Below are 17,101 nucleotides of genomic sequence, written 5' to 3' on the forward strand. Positions count from 1 at the left end.
CGGAGCGGCGGGGAAAAACCTGGCGGTTAGCGCTGGAAATCGCGCTGGAGGTGTACCAGGCCGAGGCGGACGCCGTCTTTGGTATGGATATTCGGCATACGGCCGGTCTCGGTAAAGCCGAACTTTTTATGCAAGGCGATAGAGCCTTCGTTGGTATCGACGATATAGGTGATCATCGTCTGTACGTAGCTGTCATCAGCGGCGTAGTCCATGAGGGCGTCGAGAAGCTCGGAGCCTACGCCCTTGCCCTGGGCGGAGGGAGCAATGTAGACGGAATCTTCGACGGTGCCGTAATAGATGGCAGGGGTCACGAACTGGAAATAGGCGGCCCAACCAATGATTTCATCATCGTGTACGGCTACGAAGACCGGGGAGCCGGCCTCAAACATCTCCTTGAGCCACTTTTCACGGTCAGCCACATCTTCTTGCCAGGTGACCAAGTTGGCGGCGGGTTTCGCTGCGGAGCCGGCGTTGTAGATGGCGGTGAGCGCGGGGGCGTCGGCAAGCTCGGCAGGGCGGATATGCATAGAAATTCCTTTACACCAGAAGTTGTAGGTGGGTGAGGCTCAGCCAACGATCGAACTTGTAGCAAACCTCTTTAAGAATACCCACGTTTTCAAACCCAAACTTTTCATGCAACTTAAGTGATGCCGCATTGGTGGAGACGATGAGGGCGAGCAGCGAATGAACCTTTTTATCGGCGCGCGCCGCCTTTACCAAGGCGCCAAGTAAAGCAGTGCCTACGCCTTGGCCCTGAGCGGTGGGGGAAAGATAGATGGTGGTTTCATAACAGCCTGTCCATACCTGCGGATCGCGGTAGGGGTGGTAGAGCGCCCACCCCAGGTAGTCGCCAGAATCGGACTCCGCGACGAGGCATGGGCAGTCCTTTTCCCACAGCTCGCGTAGGTAGTCTTCGCGCTCTGCGATGCTGGCCGGGGTAGCGCGGAAGATGGCGTCGGTGTGTGCGATGGCCCAGTTGAGGGTCTCGGTCATGGCGGGCACATCCGCAAGGCCGGCGGGTCTGATCAACATGGCAGCCAATATTACAATTGCGTGCATGGCTAAAAAGAAGCGACGACCCACTCCCGTTCCGGCACCGGGCCTCAGTGGCCTTATTGATGCGCACACGCATCTTTTCTCGCCCAAGGACACCGATGAAGTGCTGGTGAATCGCGCACGCACCGCCGGTATCAGCCGCATGGTGACGGTTGGTGATGACCGCCGCGAATCGGCAGCGGCTCTGGCGACTGCACATGCCTTCCCGGATGTTTATGCTGCCTGTGCCATCCACCCAGTGCGCGCTAATGAGTTGGATGCGCCGACCAAGGCAGCGCTGGAAGAGATGGTGGCGGATCCGCGCTGCGTCGCGGTGGGGGAGACCGGCCTGGATGCGTACTGGGTGCAGCATGAGCCAGAGACCACCGCGACCATGGCCCAGCAAGAGGAATCCCTGCGGTGGCATATTGACCTTGCAGTGCGCCATGGCAAGACGCTGATGATCCACAACCGCGAAGCGGATGCGGACTTGCTGCGCATCCTTGCCGACGCCCCCGCTCCCCACACCGTCATGCTGCACTGCTTCTCCTCGCCGCTGAAGGTAGCAGAGGAGGCCTTGGAGCGCGGCTACGTGTTGTCCTTTGCCGGCAACGTAACCTTTAAGCGCAACGCCGAGCTGCGGCGGGCGGCTGCCAAGGCGCCGGCCGGCCAGCTGCTGGTGGAAACTGATGCACCGTATATGACGCCAGAACCCTTCCGCGGCCAACGCAATGAACCGGCTCTTATCGGGCACACATATGAATGCATCGCCCGTGTACGCCACCAGACGGTGCAGGCGCTAGCGGCGGAGGTTAACGAAACCTTTGACCGCGTCTACGGCCTGGGCTAACTCCTGGGTGATGGTTTTCACAATTTCAAAACCCGCTGGCCAGGGGTGGCGTGGGTGTTTGGTGTGGCGGTTGTGTGCTCAGTGAGGCATGTGGCGGATTGGTTCTCGACTTTATGTTGCTGTTATCGTATTGTTATTAATCGTTCGTTTAGGTTTTAGGGATCCGCAGCGCCGCCCACGGTGCGGCAGCAGCAGATCTGAGCAATGTAATTGCCTGCGCGGAAATTCTTGCTGGCCTAAACTCTAATAATTGTTGAAACCTGCACTATCGGAGATTCATTCGGCATGTCACCTCATCAAATCAAGCGCATCAATAACTCCCGCTCGCTGCCACTGCGCCTGGCAACGGGTGGCGTCTTGGGCACCTTGGCCGTGGGCGGCGTCGTTGCCGTTGCGGCACAAAAGGATGTCACCGTGGACGTTAACGGCGACAAGGTGGAACTGGCTACCTTTGCCAAAGACGTTGACGGCGCGCTGGAGGCAGCTGGCGTTCAGGTGAGCGAGGAAGACATCGTCTACCCGGCACCGTCCGAGTCTGTGGGCGATGGCGATGAGATCTCCGTTCGCACCGCCAAGCCGGTGGCCGTGACTATCGACGGCGTGCAGCAGCAGTTGTCCACCACCGACCTCACCGTTTCTGACCTATTGGGTAACTTGAGCGGCGTGGCCAAGGGCGCTTCCGTCAAGTCCGGTGACGCTGACGTGGACCAGGATGCCCAGCTGGAAGAGGGCATGGACCTAGAGGTCGTTTCCCCGAAGATCGTCAAGATTAATGATGGTGGCAAGGTAACTTATACCAAGATTGCTGCTAAGACCGTCGAGGACGTTCTTAAGGCGCGCAATATCGACGTTGATGACGATGATCGTGTCTTCCCGTCCAAGGACACCAAGGTTACCGATGGCATGTCCATCAAGGTGGATCAGGTTTCCACTACGACCTATGACTCTGAGGAAGAGTTCGAAGCCGAGCCTAACTTTGTTGATGACCCGGAGCTGGAAGAGGGCACCGAAGAGGTCCGCGAGGAAGGCGTTAAGGGCAAGCGCGTTATCACTCGCAAGCTGGTGATGAAGGACGGCGCCAAGGAATCTAATGACGTCATCAAAGAAAAGGTGACCGTAGAGCCTAAGGCTGCCACCATCGCCCGCGGCACCAAGAAGGCCGAAGAAGAAAAGCCAGAGGAGGGCGGTAACTCTGGTGCTGCTGCTCCGGCTGTCGCCGATGGCTCCGTCTGGGATTCCATCGCACAGTGCGAGGCTACCGGTAACTGGGCTATCAATACCGGCAATGGCTTCTCCGGTGGCCTGCAGTTCACTCCATCCACTTGGGCCGCATTCGGTGGCACCGAGTACGCACCGGAGGCATGGCAGGCTTCCCGCGAGCAACAGATTGCCGTGGCACAGAAGGTGCAGGCGGCGCAGGGCTGGGGCGCTTGGCCGGCATGTACTTCCAAGCTGGGCCTGCGCTAGACTGAAGCGCTTTATCGCCGCACACCTAAGTGGTGTGCGGCTTTTTCATCTCTTCTACTAAGTTAGAAGGCATGACTGATTCCACCGGCGCCGCGCTTTTGGGCCCCGTAGAGATCCGCGCCCTCGCGGAGAAGCTCAACATTGTGCCCACGAAGAAGCTAGGGCAGAACTTTCTGCATGATCCGAATACCATTCGGCGCATCGTCGCTGCGGCCGAGTTGGATCCCGCAGACCGCGTCCTCGAGGTGGGGCCGGGCTTGGGCTCGCTAACCCTCGGCCTGGTAGAGGCTGTGGAAGAAGTTACCGCGGTAGAAATCGACTCGCGCCTGGCTGCACAGCTGCCCGATACCGTGGCTGAGCGCGCCCCGGAATATGCCCAGCGCCTTCAGGTGGTGGAAAAGGATGCACTGCGGGTAACAGAAGCTGACGTCACTGAGCCGACCGCTCTGGTAGCCAACTTGCCGTATAACGTCGCCGTCCCGGTGCTGCTGCACCTATTGGAGACTTTCCCGTCCATTCGTCGCGTGCTGGTTATGGTCCAGCTAGAGGTGGCGGACCGCCTAGCTGCGCAGCCGGGCAGCAAGGTGTACGGCGTGCCTTCGGTCAAAGCGGGATTTTATGGCAAGGTCTCCAAGGCGGGCACTATTGGTAAGAACGTCTTTTGGCCTGCGCCCAATATTGAGTCTGGGTTGGTGCGTATTGACGTCTTCGACTCTGCTCCGTGGCCCGTCACTGACGAGTCGCGTGCTAAGGTCTGGCCGGTTATCGACGCCGCCTTTGCCCAACGCCGCAAGACCCTGCGTGCGGCATTGTCGGGTCACTTTGGTTCGGGAGCAGCCGCCGAGGAAGCATTGCGAGCTGCGGACATCGATCCGAAGCAACGCGGCGAAAAGCTCGCCGTGGAGGACTTCGTACGATTGGCAGGAATCTAATGACCGCCCCCATCGATAACGAACCATTCGTCTACACGGCGCGGGCTCACTCCAAGGTCAATATTCACCTGGGAGTGGAGGAACCGCGAGAGGATGGGTTTCATGAGCTTGCCAGTGTTTTTCAGTCCTTAGAGCTACATGACACAGTAACGCTGACTGACTTGGGGAACCCCGAGGTAGATAAGCCACGCATTCAGGGCCTGAAGGTTACAGGCCCTCACGCGCAGGGCGTGCCAGAAGACTATACGAACCTAGCGTGGACCGCGGTAAACCGTATCATGCAGTACCTGTACAGCACCCATGGGCCGAAGGCGCTGCCGGAGGTAGCGCTGGAAATCCACAAAGCCATTCCTACCGCCGGTGGCATGGCAGGTGGTTCGGCGGATGCGGCGGCCGCGCTGCGATTGGCCGAGCGCTGCTATGGCGGCTATTACGGCATCGATTCGGTGGGGGAGCCAATCCTAGACGCGCTGGGCGCGGCATTGGGCTCGGATGTTCCCTTCACCTTGCTGGGAGGCACCGCGCTCGGCACGGGGCGCGGCGAGCAGCTGACCCCGATGATGACGCGCGGTACCTACGATTGGGCGCTCATCGCCTCGGACCGTGGGCTTTCTACCCCGCAGGTCTTTCATAAGCTCGATGAGATGCGGGAAAAGGGCCGCGGCGGTGAGCCACACATGGACACCGCAGCGGTATCGCAGGCGCTCATCTCGGGCGATCCGCACCGAGTGGCGCAGCACTTGCATAACGATTTGCAGCCGGCAGCGCTGTCGTTGCGCCCAGACCTGCGCAAGACCTTGGAGGCCGGTGTGGCCGCCGGAGCCCTAGCAGGGATTGTCTCCGGCAGTGGTCCGACCTGTGCCTTCCTTTGCGCTGGGGCAGAAGAAGCTCAGGAAGTAGTGTCCCAAGTGACGGTGGAGATTCCCGGAACCAAGGGAGTGGCTACCCAGGGGCCAGCTAGCGGCGCCGTGGTGCTGTAGCTAGAGCACCGTCATTTCGGTGGGCTCGATGTCGAGGTCGAAGCGGTTGACTTCCTTTTCCTGCAGGAGGTCAATGACTACGAGCTGCTTCTTCTGGGCGTCAGTGATAAAGGCATAGCCATCGGCAGCCTGAAGGATAGGTCCTGGTTGCTGCCATTCCTTGTTTTCCTTCCACCGGGAGATGGCATCAATCTGCTTGGTGATTTCACCGGAATCCGCGTCGATGACGTTGAGTTTGCCGTCGGTGGTCAGCACAAGTGCCTCGCCCAGCGGGCCGCGGGCTAGGGAGCGGAACCAATAAGAAGCATCGAGGTCTACCTTCTTGGCCGAAAAATCCTTGGTATCTACCAAGGTTACGGAGGTAGGGCGTTCGAGCTCTGCGTCTTTGTCGGTCTTATTATCGGCCAGGATGACATCGGATTCCTCCGAACCGGCGGCATTGCCAGAGCGCTGGTAGCCGCCTGCACCGGCATAAGCAGAGGCGTCTACCTTGTGGAACTCCTTGCCATCAAAGACCACCGGGCCGTCTTCGCAGCCAAAGAAAATATTGCCGTTTCCAGCGGCAGCCTCGCCGTGGACACCAGGGCATTTGGTGGTCTCAGTAAGAACTTTGCCCTCCTTATCCAGATGCTGGATGGTGTGGCGCTCGTCCTCGGTGCCCTTAGTGATGACCACCGAGCCATCCTTCAGCGGTACGGCCACGCCGTGGTGTGCGGCCCCGGTGTCAACGGTATTGACTGGCTGGGCGTCCTTTTTGCCAATGTCTTCGGTCTTATAAATCTTTGCCACGCCATCACCATCGGAAAATAGTGCGGTAAAGCCATCGTGGTGGACCACGTGGCCGGCATGCGGTGCCTTAATGGGGGCGTCGCCAAGCGCGGGCTCAGCGGTGTAGTAGTGGTTGTGATCGCCATGGCCCTTGGTGATGCGCCCAGTGTCGTAGGTGAGGAAGCTATCGCCCTTAGTGACCATGACGTGGCGATTATCGCCGGCATCGCTGAGACGAAGGAAGGAATTCATCTTGTCCTCGCCGATTACTTTGCCCGTTTTGGCGTCATAGGCGGTTAGACCATCCGCATGGGAGATAACGATGCGGGTGGGCAGCTGGGCTACCTCGGTTTCTCCCTCTTCGGCTTCAAAGCCTTCGTGTGAGTGTCCGGCGTGGTCATGGCCGTGCTCGTGGTCATGGTCATGGTCGTGTTCATGGGCATGCTTGGCCTCGCTATGTGCGTGGTCGTGGGAGTGCAGTGAGTTCTTTTCTTCCTCGGTGGGGGCAGAGCAGGAAGCGATGGCTATCGCCGCAGTGGAAAGCACGGCGCAGAGAGAAAGTGTGTAGCGTTTCATACATTGGCAGAGTATTGGACTTGAAAATCAATAGCAATAGGTTGCAGAAATGCGGGGGTACAGGCAGGGAGGTATTAAGATGGACACTCGTTATGGCAAACCTGATTAACCTCGAGCAAGTCAGCAAAACTTATGGATTAAAAACCCTTTTAGACGGGGTGTCCCTAGGTGTGCAAAGCGGCGATCGCATCGGCATCGTCGGCGTTAATGGCGGTGGCAAAACCACCTTGCTGGAGGTACTTACCGGCATCGAACCACCCGATGCCGGCCGCGTATCCCATACCTCTGATCTACGCATGGCCGTGGTCACCCAGCGCTTCGATCTACCCGATGAACTGACCATCGCCCAAGTCATTATCGAACCCCTCGAACTGGAAACCTATGAGTGGGCATCAAATGCCAAGGTGCGCGATGTCTTGGGCGGCCTGGGCATTGTGGATTTGGGATTGGATACCCCAGTTGGCTCACTCTCCGGTGGCGAGCGCCGCCGCGTGAACCTAGCCGCCGCGCTGGTACAGGACTTGGATCTCGTGGTGCTCGATGAGCCCACCAACCACCTTGACGTGGAGGGAGTGCAGTGGCTCGCAGATCACCTCCTTAAGCGCAACTTGGCCGTAGTCGTGGTCACCCACGATCGCTGGTTCCTCGACACCGTAGCCACGTGGACCTGGGAAGTCCACGATGGCGTGGTTGATACCTACGAGGGCGGCTACAACGATTGGACCTTCGCCCGCGCCGAGCGCGCCCGCCAGGCCGATGCCATGGAACAGCGACGCAAGAACCTCGCCCGCAAAGAGCTGGCATGGTTGCGTCGTGGCGCGCCTGCCCGCACGTCCAAGCCGCGCTACCGGATTGAAGCTGCCGAGGCGCTCATCGCAGACGTGCCGGAGCCGCGCAATAAGGTCGAGCTCATGGCCTTTTCTAAGCAGCGCCAAGGCCGCGTGGTCATCGAGCTTGAGGATGCCACCGTGAAGTCCCCAGACGGTCGCACCTTGGCGGATCACCTTACCTGGCGCCTAGCCCCCGGCGAGCGCATTGGTTTGGTAGGCGTCAATGGCTCCGGCAAGACCACGCTGCTGCGCACCCTGGCCGGCGAATACGAGCTGGCGGCCGGCAAGCGCATCGAGGGCCAAACCGTGCGCCTTGGCTGGTTGCGCCAAGAGCTCGATGACTTGGATCCGCAGCGTCGGCTTATCGACGCCGTCGAGGACGTTGCCACCTATGTCCAGCTCGGCAAAAAGGAACTTTCTGCCTCCCAACTTGCTGAGCGCCTAGGGTTTTCCGCCAAGCGCCAGCGCACCCCGGTGGGGGATCTCTCCGGCGGCGAGCGCCGCCGCTTGCAGCTCACCCGCGTACTGATGGCCGAGCCCAATGTGCTGTTGCTCGATGAGCCCACCAACGACCTCGACATCGATACCCTACAGGAACTGGAGTCTCTCCTTGACTCTTGGCCGGGCACGATGGTGGTTATCTCGCACGATCGCTACCTCATTGAGCGCATCGCGGACAATACCTATGCGCTCTTTGGCGATGGCAAACTCACCAACCTTCCCGGCGGCATCGATGAGTACCTGCGCAAGCGCGCCGCACTTGAGGCGCAACACAACTCCGGCGTGCTCAACTTGGGCGAAAAGAAGCCAGACAGCTCTGCTCCTAAGCCGGAAAAGAAGCTCTCTTCCCAGCAAGAGCGCGAAATCACCAAGAAAATGAACGCGCTGGAGCGCAAGATGCACAAGCTCGAGAAGGCGGCCGCGCAGATTAATGAGAAGATGGCGACTGCCGCGGAAAAGGTCGACACTCAAGCCTTGACCGAGCTAGACGGAGAACTAAAGGACAACCGTAGCGCCTACGAGGAACTGGAGATGGAATGGCTAGAGTTGGGGGAGAAGCTCGAAGGGTAGAAGCCCGCATCGCCGATATCGTCGGCCACCTTGACCTGTGGGGCATTATCGGCGCTGCGGCGCTTTTTACCCTAGGCCTTACCCCATCCCTCCTGCCGCGTGACTGGCTCTACCAAGGGCTGGTCTCCGGCATTGCCGCAGGACTTGGTTATACGCTGGGTATTGCCCTCAAACACGTGTGGTACCGCCTCGTAGTGCGTTATGCGGCACCACGGTATTCCTGGCTCGATGCCACCACGTGGCCGCCCCGGCGCTACCGCCTTGCTTCTCGCATCGCCACCGGAGTTTTTGTGCTGTGGATGGTGGGCTTTGCGGTCTTCGCCGTGCGCTGGCAGCGTCAACTTGCAGATGCCCTAGCCGCCCCAGCGCCGACCATTGCCAGCTATCTTCTTGTGGTTCCGCTCGCTCTTGCAGTATTCACTGCTTTCCTTTTTATTCTGCGCGTGCTGCGCTTTTGCGTGCGTTGGCTCTCCAGCCACTTTCCCCACCGCTTTCGCGCCGCCTACCGCGTCGTGGGTGCGGTGCTCATCGTTGCCCTAGTGGGCACGTATACCGTGGAAAACCTCATCCCTGGCGCCATCGTTGGCGTGGGCGAGAGGATCTTTACCGCTCAAAACGCCGACCCCGATCCCGCCATGAAGCGGCCCATGTCCGCAGAGCGCAGTGGTTCCCCGCAGTCCCGTGTGGACTGGAACGGCGTGGGCCTGCAGGGCTCGCGTTTCCTTTCTTCCGGTGCGCACCGCGCGGAATTGGAGAAGGTAAGCGGAAAGCCTGCCAAGGAACCCATCCGCGCCTATGCCGGATTGGGCAATCGTGACTCGAATGAGGAGCGAGCGCAGCTGCTCATCGACGAACTCGAGCGCACCCACGCCCAAGACCGCAAAGCCCTGCTTCTCATTATGACCACCGGTACGGGCTGGGTGTCTTCCTATTCTGCTCAAGCCTTCGAACTACTCTACGGTGGCGATACCGCCATTGCGGCTGCCCAATACTCCGCTATGCCTTCCGCCCTGCACTTCCTATCGGGCGGTGGCCAGGTAGAGCGCGCCGGGGAAGAGTTCATCAACCCCATCGTGGACTGGTGGAACGGTCTGCCAGAACGCAAGCGCCCGAAGCTCTACTTATACGGCGAATCCTTGGGTACTACGGGCATCGAAGCAGCGTTTTCTGGAGTGCGTGATATTGCCAATTCTGTGGACGGAATCCTCCTTACCGGCCCGCCGCACTTCAATCGCCTGCGCACGCAATTTGTGGAAAGGCGTGATCCCGGATCCTCCGAAATTTCCCCCGAATACGCCGGGGGCCTCGTGGTGCGTTTTGCTAACGATGACGCGCAGGTACGCCAGTGGGGACCGGTGCCGGAAGAAGAGTGGGGACGCACCCGCATGCTCTATATCCAACATCCCTCGGACCCAGTGGCCTGGTGGTCTCCACAGATGGCTTTCAAAGAGCCGGATTGGATGCGCGAACGGACGCCGTATTCTGCCGAGCGCGTGATGCGATGGATGCCCATCATCTCCTCTCTCCAAGTGGCGGCCGATCTGCCCGGTGCAAAAGACGTTTCCGATGGGCACGGTCACAACTATGGAGCATCGGTACTTGATGGCTTTGCCGCCATCGCAGGTCCAGACGTGGCAGGAGCCATCGACCCCGATGAGCTACAGCACGAATTCGCCGCGCTCGACGTCGGCGTTTACTAGGTGTTTAGCCAAACAGGGCCGCGATCGCCAACATCGCCGGCAGCGAGAGGAAGGTCGTGAGAAAAACCGTATCCCGGGCTACGGTTTCTCCTACCTCATAGGTGGCGGCATAGTTGTACACGTTCTGTGCCGTGGGCAAGGCAGCCAGAATTAACGCAGCATACAACTCCGCGCCGTCAAGACCTAGCGCTGCACCAACGGCCAGCGCGATAGCGGGCATTCCCACCAACTTCAATACCGTCGCGGTAATGGTGGGCAGGCGGTCTTCCTCCAGCAGCGCGTCGCCCTTTAAAGAGGCACCAAAGCTCATGAGAATCATGGGGATAGAGGCGCCGCCCAGAATCTCCAGTGGCTTCATTACTACTTCCGGTACCTGCCACCTTGCCGCGGAGACTATGAATCCCGCCACCGCTGCCAACACTACGGGCGCGGTAACCCCTGAGACTACGGAGCGCCATATAGATTGCAGGCTTGTACCCTGCGCATTGAGCCCCGCGATGATAAACGGAGAAAGCACCGCCATTTGCAGAACTAAGGCCGGGATAGCATACGTGGCATCACCAATGACATAGGTAGCGATGGGCAGACCGATATTGACTGAGTTGTAATAGCTTGCCGCTGCGGCACCGGCCATGGTTTCGGCACCGCTGCGGGAAAAGAATAGCTGGCTACACAGCCAATACAACGCCATGGTGGCGATGGATGCAGCAGCTATAACAGCCACCACTGGGGACACGAAGGCAGAGGTATCGGATTTAGCCACGCTGGAGAAAATGAGTGCCGGCGTGGCCGCCCAAAAGGCCGTTCGATTGAATTGCAATCGTGCCTCGCCTTTGCCAATAACGCCCCTGTGCGCCAGCACAAATCCCACACCGATGACTACGAAAATGATTGCAAAACCGGTCAATACGTCCAGCAACAGTCAACAACCTTTCGCAGTACTAAAGAAAAATTCGCTGTGGGCAATTGTCCCATTATCTCTGTCGGTCATAAGACACGGGGGACCATAACAAAGTTGTATCGAAATGCCTGAGCACCACGGAAACGCCTTCCACACTGCTTGTGCTTTATGGCACGGTGGAGGGCATGAAGCTTTCTCACCGCGCAATCGTAGCCACCGTATCCACCGCTCTTGTCGTCACCGGTACTTCCACCGTGGCCTCTGCTCAGCCGGCCTTGCCGCCACAGATCCAGCAGGCTTCTTCGCAGGCTCAGCAGCTTTCTTCTGATCCTTTCGCCGCTTTAGAAGATTTCCGCCTCACCCTGCCGCCGCAGGCCTATGAGCTGGCTGAGAAGTACAATATCCCGCTGCCAGAATTCCTCGCCAAACCGGTGGGCCAGGCGCCCAAGGTTGCCGGCCAGCTAGGCGCCGCCACCACCGCCCACCTCGAAAAGGCTGGGCACCATAAAGATGCGCGTGCAGCGGCTATCGCCCAGGAATGGGCCAATCAAGGTGCTGCCGGCAAGCTTGAGTACAAGGGCGGCATTGCTCACGGTTTGAATCACAAGGACGAGGGCCAGGGCACAGTTCGTCGCCTTAGCGAACAGCAGGCGCAAGATCGCCTGAACTGGTTCAACCGCGATGTCCCGGTCAACGCTGCTCCCCAGCACGGCTTTGGCGTGGCAACCGCCTACGACGGGACCTACATCTATGTTGCGGAGTTCTTCCTCAACTAAACTTTTCCCCAAGCCTCGATTCCGCCGCGTTCTTAGCATTCATCTGCAACGATGACGAAGCCGCACGGCGCCGGTAGAATCGGGGCATGATTTTGATCAACGTACAGTTCCACGTCAAGCCCGAATACGCAGAGACCTTCCTCGATGAAATCAACTGGTACACCGAGGCCTGCAATGCAGAGCCGGGCTGCATCGACTTCAAGTGGTTCCGCGATCCAGAAGATCGTCAGCGTTTCTTGCTTCTGGAGTCCTACGCCGACGGCAAGGATGTCGAGCACGTCCAGAGCGAGCACTTCCAGCGCTCGACCGAGGAGTTCCCGAAGTACCTCGTGGAAACCCCAGACATCATTAACGTCCATATTGACGGCCGCACCGGCTGGGACAAGATGGGCGAATTTTCCGTCGACTAATCCTAAAGAGAAAAGGCTCGTCCTCTACCACGTGGTAGAAGACGAGCCTTTTCCTTTAGCTCACTACCCTTCGCGCTCACTGTGGTCGTTGCTATCCGTGGAGCACGAGCCCTCCGTGAGCGCGAAGGGCGGGGGAGGGGCTAGGCGCTTGCCGACGCCGTTACCTCCCCATATTGCCTTTGCCTTACTGCGGCACGCACTGCGAGGACACGGTCTTGTCGTATTTCGAGTACTGCTGCAGAGCATCGTAGAATGCGTCCGAGTACTCGCCGGTGCGCTCTGGCATTGGGTGAACACCATCGGAATAGAGGATTGCGGGGTCGCTCTGAGCGTGTCCGCACCAGTCAGCGACGTATACATTGTCGTATTCTTTGGCTGCGTCGAGGACATCCTGCTGGGACTGGGACATCCATTCACGGTCACCATAGGGTACAGCCATGACAACGGTGCGGTCTTTGCCGATGATATCGAGAGCTTCCTTGATCTGATCCGGGAAGGCAGCGCCATTGGTACCGAACCCGAGGAAGACGGTATCGCGCAGCTTTCCGGAATCCTTGAGCTGCTGCAGAATCTGAATGCCTGCAGTGTAGTGGCGGGATACGTCTGCGTCGACGTAAATCTGCGGGAAGCGTTGTTTGAGGGCGCCGCTAGAAGCCAGCATCACTGAGTCACCGATGGCGGTAATGTCCTTGCCCTGCGGCATGGGGCGGGTCTTCGTATTCTTCGAGTCATCCTTGTCGGCGTCGCCCGCGACAGGCGGCTGCGGGGCAGCATCATTAGGTTGAGCCGGAGCATTGTTGCTGCTCTGGTTCTGCTGCTGAAGCTGCTCTAATTGCTGCTCCAACTCGGTCTTATCGCTGGAGTTAATTACGCCGTAGACTACCCCGGCCACCGAGGCGATGACGAGGAACGGGACTACCGGCCACATGGTTTTGCCAAATCCGTCGCGCAATTCGCTAAAACCTGGGCGGGACGACCAGTAGGTGTTCCATGTCTTCTTATAGCCGCCGCGGCGGAAAGGATTCTCAATGAACTGGTAGGAAATCTCGGACAGTAGCAGCGAAATAGGTACGGCCACCAGGCCCAGAATCCACGATTTATCGGAATTCTGGTTGCCCTCGAAAAGCGCCTTGAGCATCATGATGACCGGCCAATGCCAGAGATATAGCGAAAAGGACCGCTGACCAAACCAGCGCATGACCTTGGTCCTAAATAGCGGGGTCATAGGACCGTATTCGCGGACCACGCCCCACACCATAAGGACACCGAGCACGCTGGTGAGGAAGAGCCCACCGCGGTAGGTGAACTCCGCGTCATCCGGCATGAGGAATAGCTGCGCACCGTAGCCGATGAGAGCCAAAGTGCCGATGACTCCAGCGATGCGGGATTCAGCCTTGCCCGCCGCGGCCCAAGAATCGGCCTGTGGATTCGATTGGGTAGAAGTCATCAGGAGAGACAGCACGGCGCCAGTGAGCAGGCCAAAAGCGTGGGTGTCTGTGCCGTAGTAGACACGCGTCGGGTCCTCACCGGGCACGAAGATAAGCGCCATGGCCACGGCGGATCCGAGGGCTAAAAGCGTGGACACGAGGATAGGAAGTCGGCGCGGCTTATGGCGAGAAATGAGGAAAATGCCCGTGATAAGGAGCGGCCAAATTACATAGAACTGCTCTTCCACGGCCAGCGACCAATAGTGGGCAAAGACCTGAATCTCATTGTCCGCGAAGTAGGACTGGGAGGTCGCAATCTGTGTCCAGTTATTGACAAAGAACAAAGTGCCCAAGAACTGTTGGCGCAAGCCCACCGCTAAGTCCCCGCCGATCCATGCCACCAGTGCGGTGCACATGACGAGAACTGATACTGCGGCTGGGAGGATACGCCGGAATCGTCGCACCCAGAAGTCCTTCAAGCTAATCCTGCCGGAGGTACGGAATTCACGCACCAGCAACGAGGTGATGAGGAATCCGGAAAGGACGAAAAAGAGGTCAACGCCCAAGTAACCTCCGGGAAGGAGGGCAGGGAAGAAGTGATAGAGCACCACGGCAATGACCGCGAGGCCGCGCAGTCCGTCAAGCCCCTTGACCTGGCGGAGGCGGGCATGGCGCTTCTTCTTGACTACCTTGCTCTCCGGCGGTGTCGCCAGCGCCTCAGGGTCCTTGGTCTGTTTTTGAAGCGGATATTTGGACTTGCCTTCTGACTGCCCAGCCGGAGCCTTCTGAGGTGCAGGTTTATTCGCAGCCGCTGGTGCCTGCGGCGCCACAGCTTGGGCCTTTTTCTTATCGGACGCTGGTTGCTGTGACTGGGGCGACTGCGCGTTTTCGCGCTTCTTCTCTGCGGCGGTAGCGGCTACCGCACCCGAGCCCGCGATGGCACCCTCAGCCGCGGACTTGCCTGCCTTGGCAGATGCTCCCTTAGAAGCAGCTTGGGGCTTTACCTGCTTCGGCTGAGGCTGTTCAGGCTGTTGCTTATCCTTTGACTTCTGGGCAGCGCGTGCTGGATTTTGCTGAGCCGGGGTGGGAGTGCCTACCTGTTGTGACTTTCGGGCCAATCCGCGGCTGATATGGTTTGGCTTTACCTGTGGACGCAGCTTTGTAGCCTTCTTGGCCTTGCCCTGTGGCATAGACTCCTTGGGCCGTGGCTGCTGTCCCTGCGGCTGCTGCTTGTGGAGGTTGGTTTGTGAAGGGCTGCCTTGCTGAGGCTTTGCTGGCGCTGCCTTCTCCTCCTTGGCGGCGGATTTATTCTGAGCCGGCTTAGTTTGCTTTTGGGGAGCGTTCGCTGCGCCCTTTGGGGTGTTTTCCTGTGGCTTTGGGGCAGTGGTGCCCTTCTTCGGCGCTGGGGCGTTCGATGATGCTGCTGGGGCAGACTTCTGCTGTGGTGCCGTAGGCGTGCGCGATGAACTTTTGCCTTGAGATGGCTGGGAACGATTAGAAGGCTGAGCCTTCTTCTTAGGTGATGATGGCTGTGGCTTGGACTGTTCCTTTGTCGGGTGTGTCTGTACGCGTTTCTGTGGGCCTGGCTTGTGCGTTTGCTGTTTACTTGGGGACGGTTTGGTGGTGGCAGGCTTGGGCTGTTGCGGATGGGATTTTTGTTGTGCGGCCGGTTTAGAAACCGTCTTTGCTTCAGTTGCGGACGAGCGCGGTGCCGCCGCTTTCTGGGAAGCCTTTTTTGCGCTAGGCGGAGTGGATGGCTTGGGAGGCTGCGCTGGCTTTTGCGTGGCAGGCCGAGCCTGCTGTGAGGGCCTTCCGGTCTCTTGCCGAGAAGGCTTTGCGGCAGGTTTAGGGGAAGCACCACGGGCAGAGTCGTCTTTTGAGGCGGCCTGGGTAGGCGGGGTACTAAAATTCGCACCGCGGCGTGGACGCTGAACCGGCTCATGTGCGTTGCGCTGTGGCTTCTTTTCCGGCGCGCGCGATTCTGCCTGCTTCTTTGTAGCTGCTTTAGGAGAAACCCCTGGCGCGTCTTGCTTGGCGCCGGCAGGCTTAGGCGCAGACTTTTGAGTGGCAGGCTTGGCCTTTGGCTCCTTGGCTGCAGGTGTCTGCGCGGACCGCTTAACCTGTTGCGGTTGAGCGGAATTGGTCTGAGAAGCGTGCGGTTTCGCGGTGCTGGGGCGGGGGGTGCCCTCAGCCGCGGGTTTGGCCTCGGGGGCCTTTGTAGGCTTCTCCTTGGCTTGGTCCTTGGACTTGCCTTGCGGCGTCGTGGGCTTTGCACCGGTGGTGGACTCGGTGTTGTCTGATTTTTGGGGCGCGGAGGCCTTGTTCTCAGAAGGGCGAGATGTACTGGTGGAGCCAGCTTTGGGCTTTACTGCCTGATAGACCGATGGGCGTGGTTCATCTGAACGCCCAGGTTTCTTCTTGCCCAGCAGTGAGCGCAAAATCTGCTTCACAAAAACTCCCAAAGCACTACGTATATTTTCTAAACGGACTATTTTAGCCTGCGTACGAGGTTTTCTCCCATGAGGGTGAAGTAAAGAAGCGGCACGCGGGCCGGAGACGAAAATTCGATTCTAGGACTCTTCGCTGTCAAAAAGCTGACGCAGGACTGTCATGACACCAAATTCGGTATTGGGTGGGGCTATGAGATCGGCGATTTCTTTCAATTTTGGGTGCGCATTTTCCATTGCGATAGCAGTGCCGGCCTCGCGGAGGAGCTCGTAGTCATTCAGGAAATCGCCGAAGGCGGCGGTGCGAGACATGGGAACCGCGAGGAGCTCGGCCATGGTGTGTAGCGCTTCGCCTTTATTGACGCCCGCGGCCATGACGTCGAGCCAGACGGCGCCGGAAATGGCGATATTGTGCTCCGGAACGGCCGCGAGGAGAGGCTGGTGGAGGTGCTTTTCGCTGCCGTCGGCGCAGTAAGCCGCGATTTTGATGATGTCCGCGTCGAGAAGGGCACCGAGGTCATCTACCCATTCCACTGACCTGTAGTACTTGGAAATTTCTGCGCGGGCCTGCTCATCGGCGCCCTTGTGGACAAAAGCGGTATCTGGGGTACACAGCACGACGGTATGCGCGGCGTCGACAGTGCGGAGAGCGGCAACGGCAGCGCGGACTGCCGCGGTGGGCAGGGTAGTAGCGCTAATGACCCGATTATCGTGCACGACGACGGAGCCATTTTCTGCAATGAAGGTATCTTCATGCGGAAACATTTCTTGCAGGGTGGCAAGCTGGCGGCCCGAGGCAGGGACAAGGGTGACGCCGAGCTGGCGGGCGCGGGTGCTGATCGCGGAAAAATCTGGTGGAAGTTGGCCGTTGCCGTCCAGTAGGGTGCCGTCCATATCCAGGGCGATGAGCTGTGGGAGCAAAATCCGAACC

At 59.0% G+C, this 17,101-nt stretch carries 14 protein-coding genes; 8 read left to right on the forward strand and 6 right to left on the reverse strand.

Features of this window, described 5'->3' with window-relative positions:
- Positions 1-26: 26 nt before the first annotated feature.
- A complete protein-coding gene (locus QP990_RS08085; RefSeq protein WP_023021958.1) occupies positions 27-527 on the reverse strand; it encodes a GNAT family N-acetyltransferase in 501 nt (166 codons plus the stop codon).
- A gap of 10 nt (positions 528-537) precedes the next feature.
- Positions 538-1,032 (reverse strand): GNAT family N-acetyltransferase, encoded by a 495-nt coding sequence (locus QP990_RS08090; RefSeq protein WP_023021957.1) that lies wholly within the window; start codon positions 1,030-1,032, stop codon positions 538-540.
- Positions 1,033-1,057: 25 nt separating this feature from the next.
- Here QP990_RS08090 and QP990_RS08095 point away from each other — a divergent pair, with 25 nt between their 5' ends.
- The 4 genes from QP990_RS08095 to QP990_RS08110 all read left to right on the forward strand — a co-directional run bounded on the left by QP990_RS08095 (position 1,058) and on the right by QP990_RS08110 (position 5,264).
- On the forward strand, positions 1,058-1,885 hold the full coding sequence (locus tag QP990_RS08095) for a TatD family hydrolase (protein ID WP_284798973.1): 828 nt from the start codon (positions 1,058-1,060) through the stop codon (positions 1,883-1,885).
- Positions 1,886-2,170: 285 nt separating this feature from the next.
- Entirely contained in the window at positions 2,171-3,352 is a 1,182-nt protein-coding gene (locus tag QP990_RS08100; RefSeq protein ID WP_023021955.1) for a resuscitation-promoting factor, read from the forward strand.
- Between the two features lie 71 nt (positions 3,353-3,423).
- The gene (rsmA, locus tag QP990_RS08105) at positions 3,424-4,284 is read left to right on the forward strand and encodes a 16S rRNA (adenine(1518)-N(6)/adenine(1519)-N(6))-dimethyltransferase RsmA (protein WP_034656465.1); all 861 of its coding nucleotides are present in this window, start codon (positions 3,424-3,426) and stop codon (positions 4,282-4,284) included.
- Positions 4,284-5,264: a 4-(cytidine 5'-diphospho)-2-C-methyl-D-erythritol kinase gene (locus QP990_RS08110; RefSeq protein ID WP_284798979.1), complete on the forward strand. Its 981-nt coding sequence runs from the start codon at positions 4,284-4,286 to the stop codon at positions 5,262-5,264. Before rsmA ends, QP990_RS08110 begins: the two co-directional genes overlap by 1 nt.
- On the opposite strand, the gene QP990_RS08115 is transcribed toward QP990_RS08110, so the two are convergent.
- Positions 5,265-6,608, reverse strand: coding sequence for a hypothetical protein (locus QP990_RS08115; RefSeq protein ID WP_284798982.1), 1,344 nt, complete (start codon positions 6,606-6,608; stop codon positions 5,265-5,267).
- Positions 6,609-6,700: 92 nt separating this feature from the next.
- Here QP990_RS08115 and QP990_RS08120 point away from each other — a divergent pair, with 92 nt between their 5' ends.
- Together QP990_RS08120 and QP990_RS08125 are read left to right on the forward strand one after the other, a co-directional pair.
- Positions 6,701-8,509: an ABC-F family ATP-binding cassette domain-containing protein gene (locus QP990_RS08120; RefSeq protein WP_023021951.1), complete on the forward strand. Its 1,809-nt coding sequence runs from the start codon at positions 6,701-6,703 to the stop codon at positions 8,507-8,509.
- Positions 8,476-10,209 (forward strand): alpha/beta-hydrolase family protein, encoded by a 1,734-nt coding sequence (locus tag QP990_RS08125; protein WP_200287920.1) that lies wholly within the window; start codon positions 8,476-8,478, stop codon positions 10,207-10,209. The genes QP990_RS08120 and QP990_RS08125 overlap by 34 nt, the downstream gene beginning before the upstream one ends.
- A 4-nt stretch (positions 10,210-10,213) precedes the next feature.
- Here QP990_RS08125 and QP990_RS08130 read toward each other — a convergent pair whose 3' ends face one another.
- Positions 10,214-11,128: an AEC family transporter gene (locus QP990_RS08130; RefSeq protein ID WP_284798989.1), complete on the reverse strand. Its 915-nt coding sequence runs from the start codon at positions 11,126-11,128 to the stop codon at positions 10,214-10,216.
- Between the two features lie 167 nt (positions 11,129-11,295).
- On the opposite strand from QP990_RS08130, the gene QP990_RS08135 reads away from it, so the two are divergent.
- Positions 11,296-11,886: a hypothetical protein gene (locus tag QP990_RS08135; RefSeq protein WP_200287916.1), complete on the forward strand. Its 591-nt coding sequence runs from the start codon at positions 11,296-11,298 to the stop codon at positions 11,884-11,886.
- Between the two features lie 86 nt (positions 11,887-11,972).
- Positions 11,973-12,296, forward strand: a complete 324-nt coding sequence (locus tag QP990_RS08140) for a putative quinol monooxygenase (protein WP_023021947.1) — start codon at positions 11,973-11,975, stop codon at positions 12,294-12,296.
- Between the two features lie 184 nt (positions 12,297-12,480).
- Here the strand turns inward: QP990_RS08140 and QP990_RS08145 are convergent, their stop codons facing one another.
- Together QP990_RS08145 and QP990_RS08150 are read right to left on the reverse strand one after the other, a co-directional pair.
- Positions 12,481-16,173 carry an acyltransferase family protein gene (locus tag QP990_RS08145; protein ID WP_284798994.1) on the reverse strand — a complete coding sequence of 1,231 codons (3,693 nt, stop codon included), beginning with the start codon at positions 16,171-16,173 and terminating at the stop codon, positions 12,481-12,483.
- Between the two features lie 120 nt (positions 16,174-16,293).
- A complete protein-coding gene (locus QP990_RS08150; protein WP_023021945.1) occupies positions 16,294-17,091 on the reverse strand; it encodes a Cof-type HAD-IIB family hydrolase in 798 nt (265 codons plus the stop codon).
- Between the last annotated feature and the right edge of the window lie 10 nt (positions 17,092-17,101).

The organism is Corynebacterium sp. MSK071 (assembly GCF_030232125.1).
Taxonomy (GTDB): Bacteria; Actinomycetota; Actinomycetes; order Mycobacteriales; family Mycobacteriaceae; genus Corynebacterium; species Corynebacterium kefirresidentii.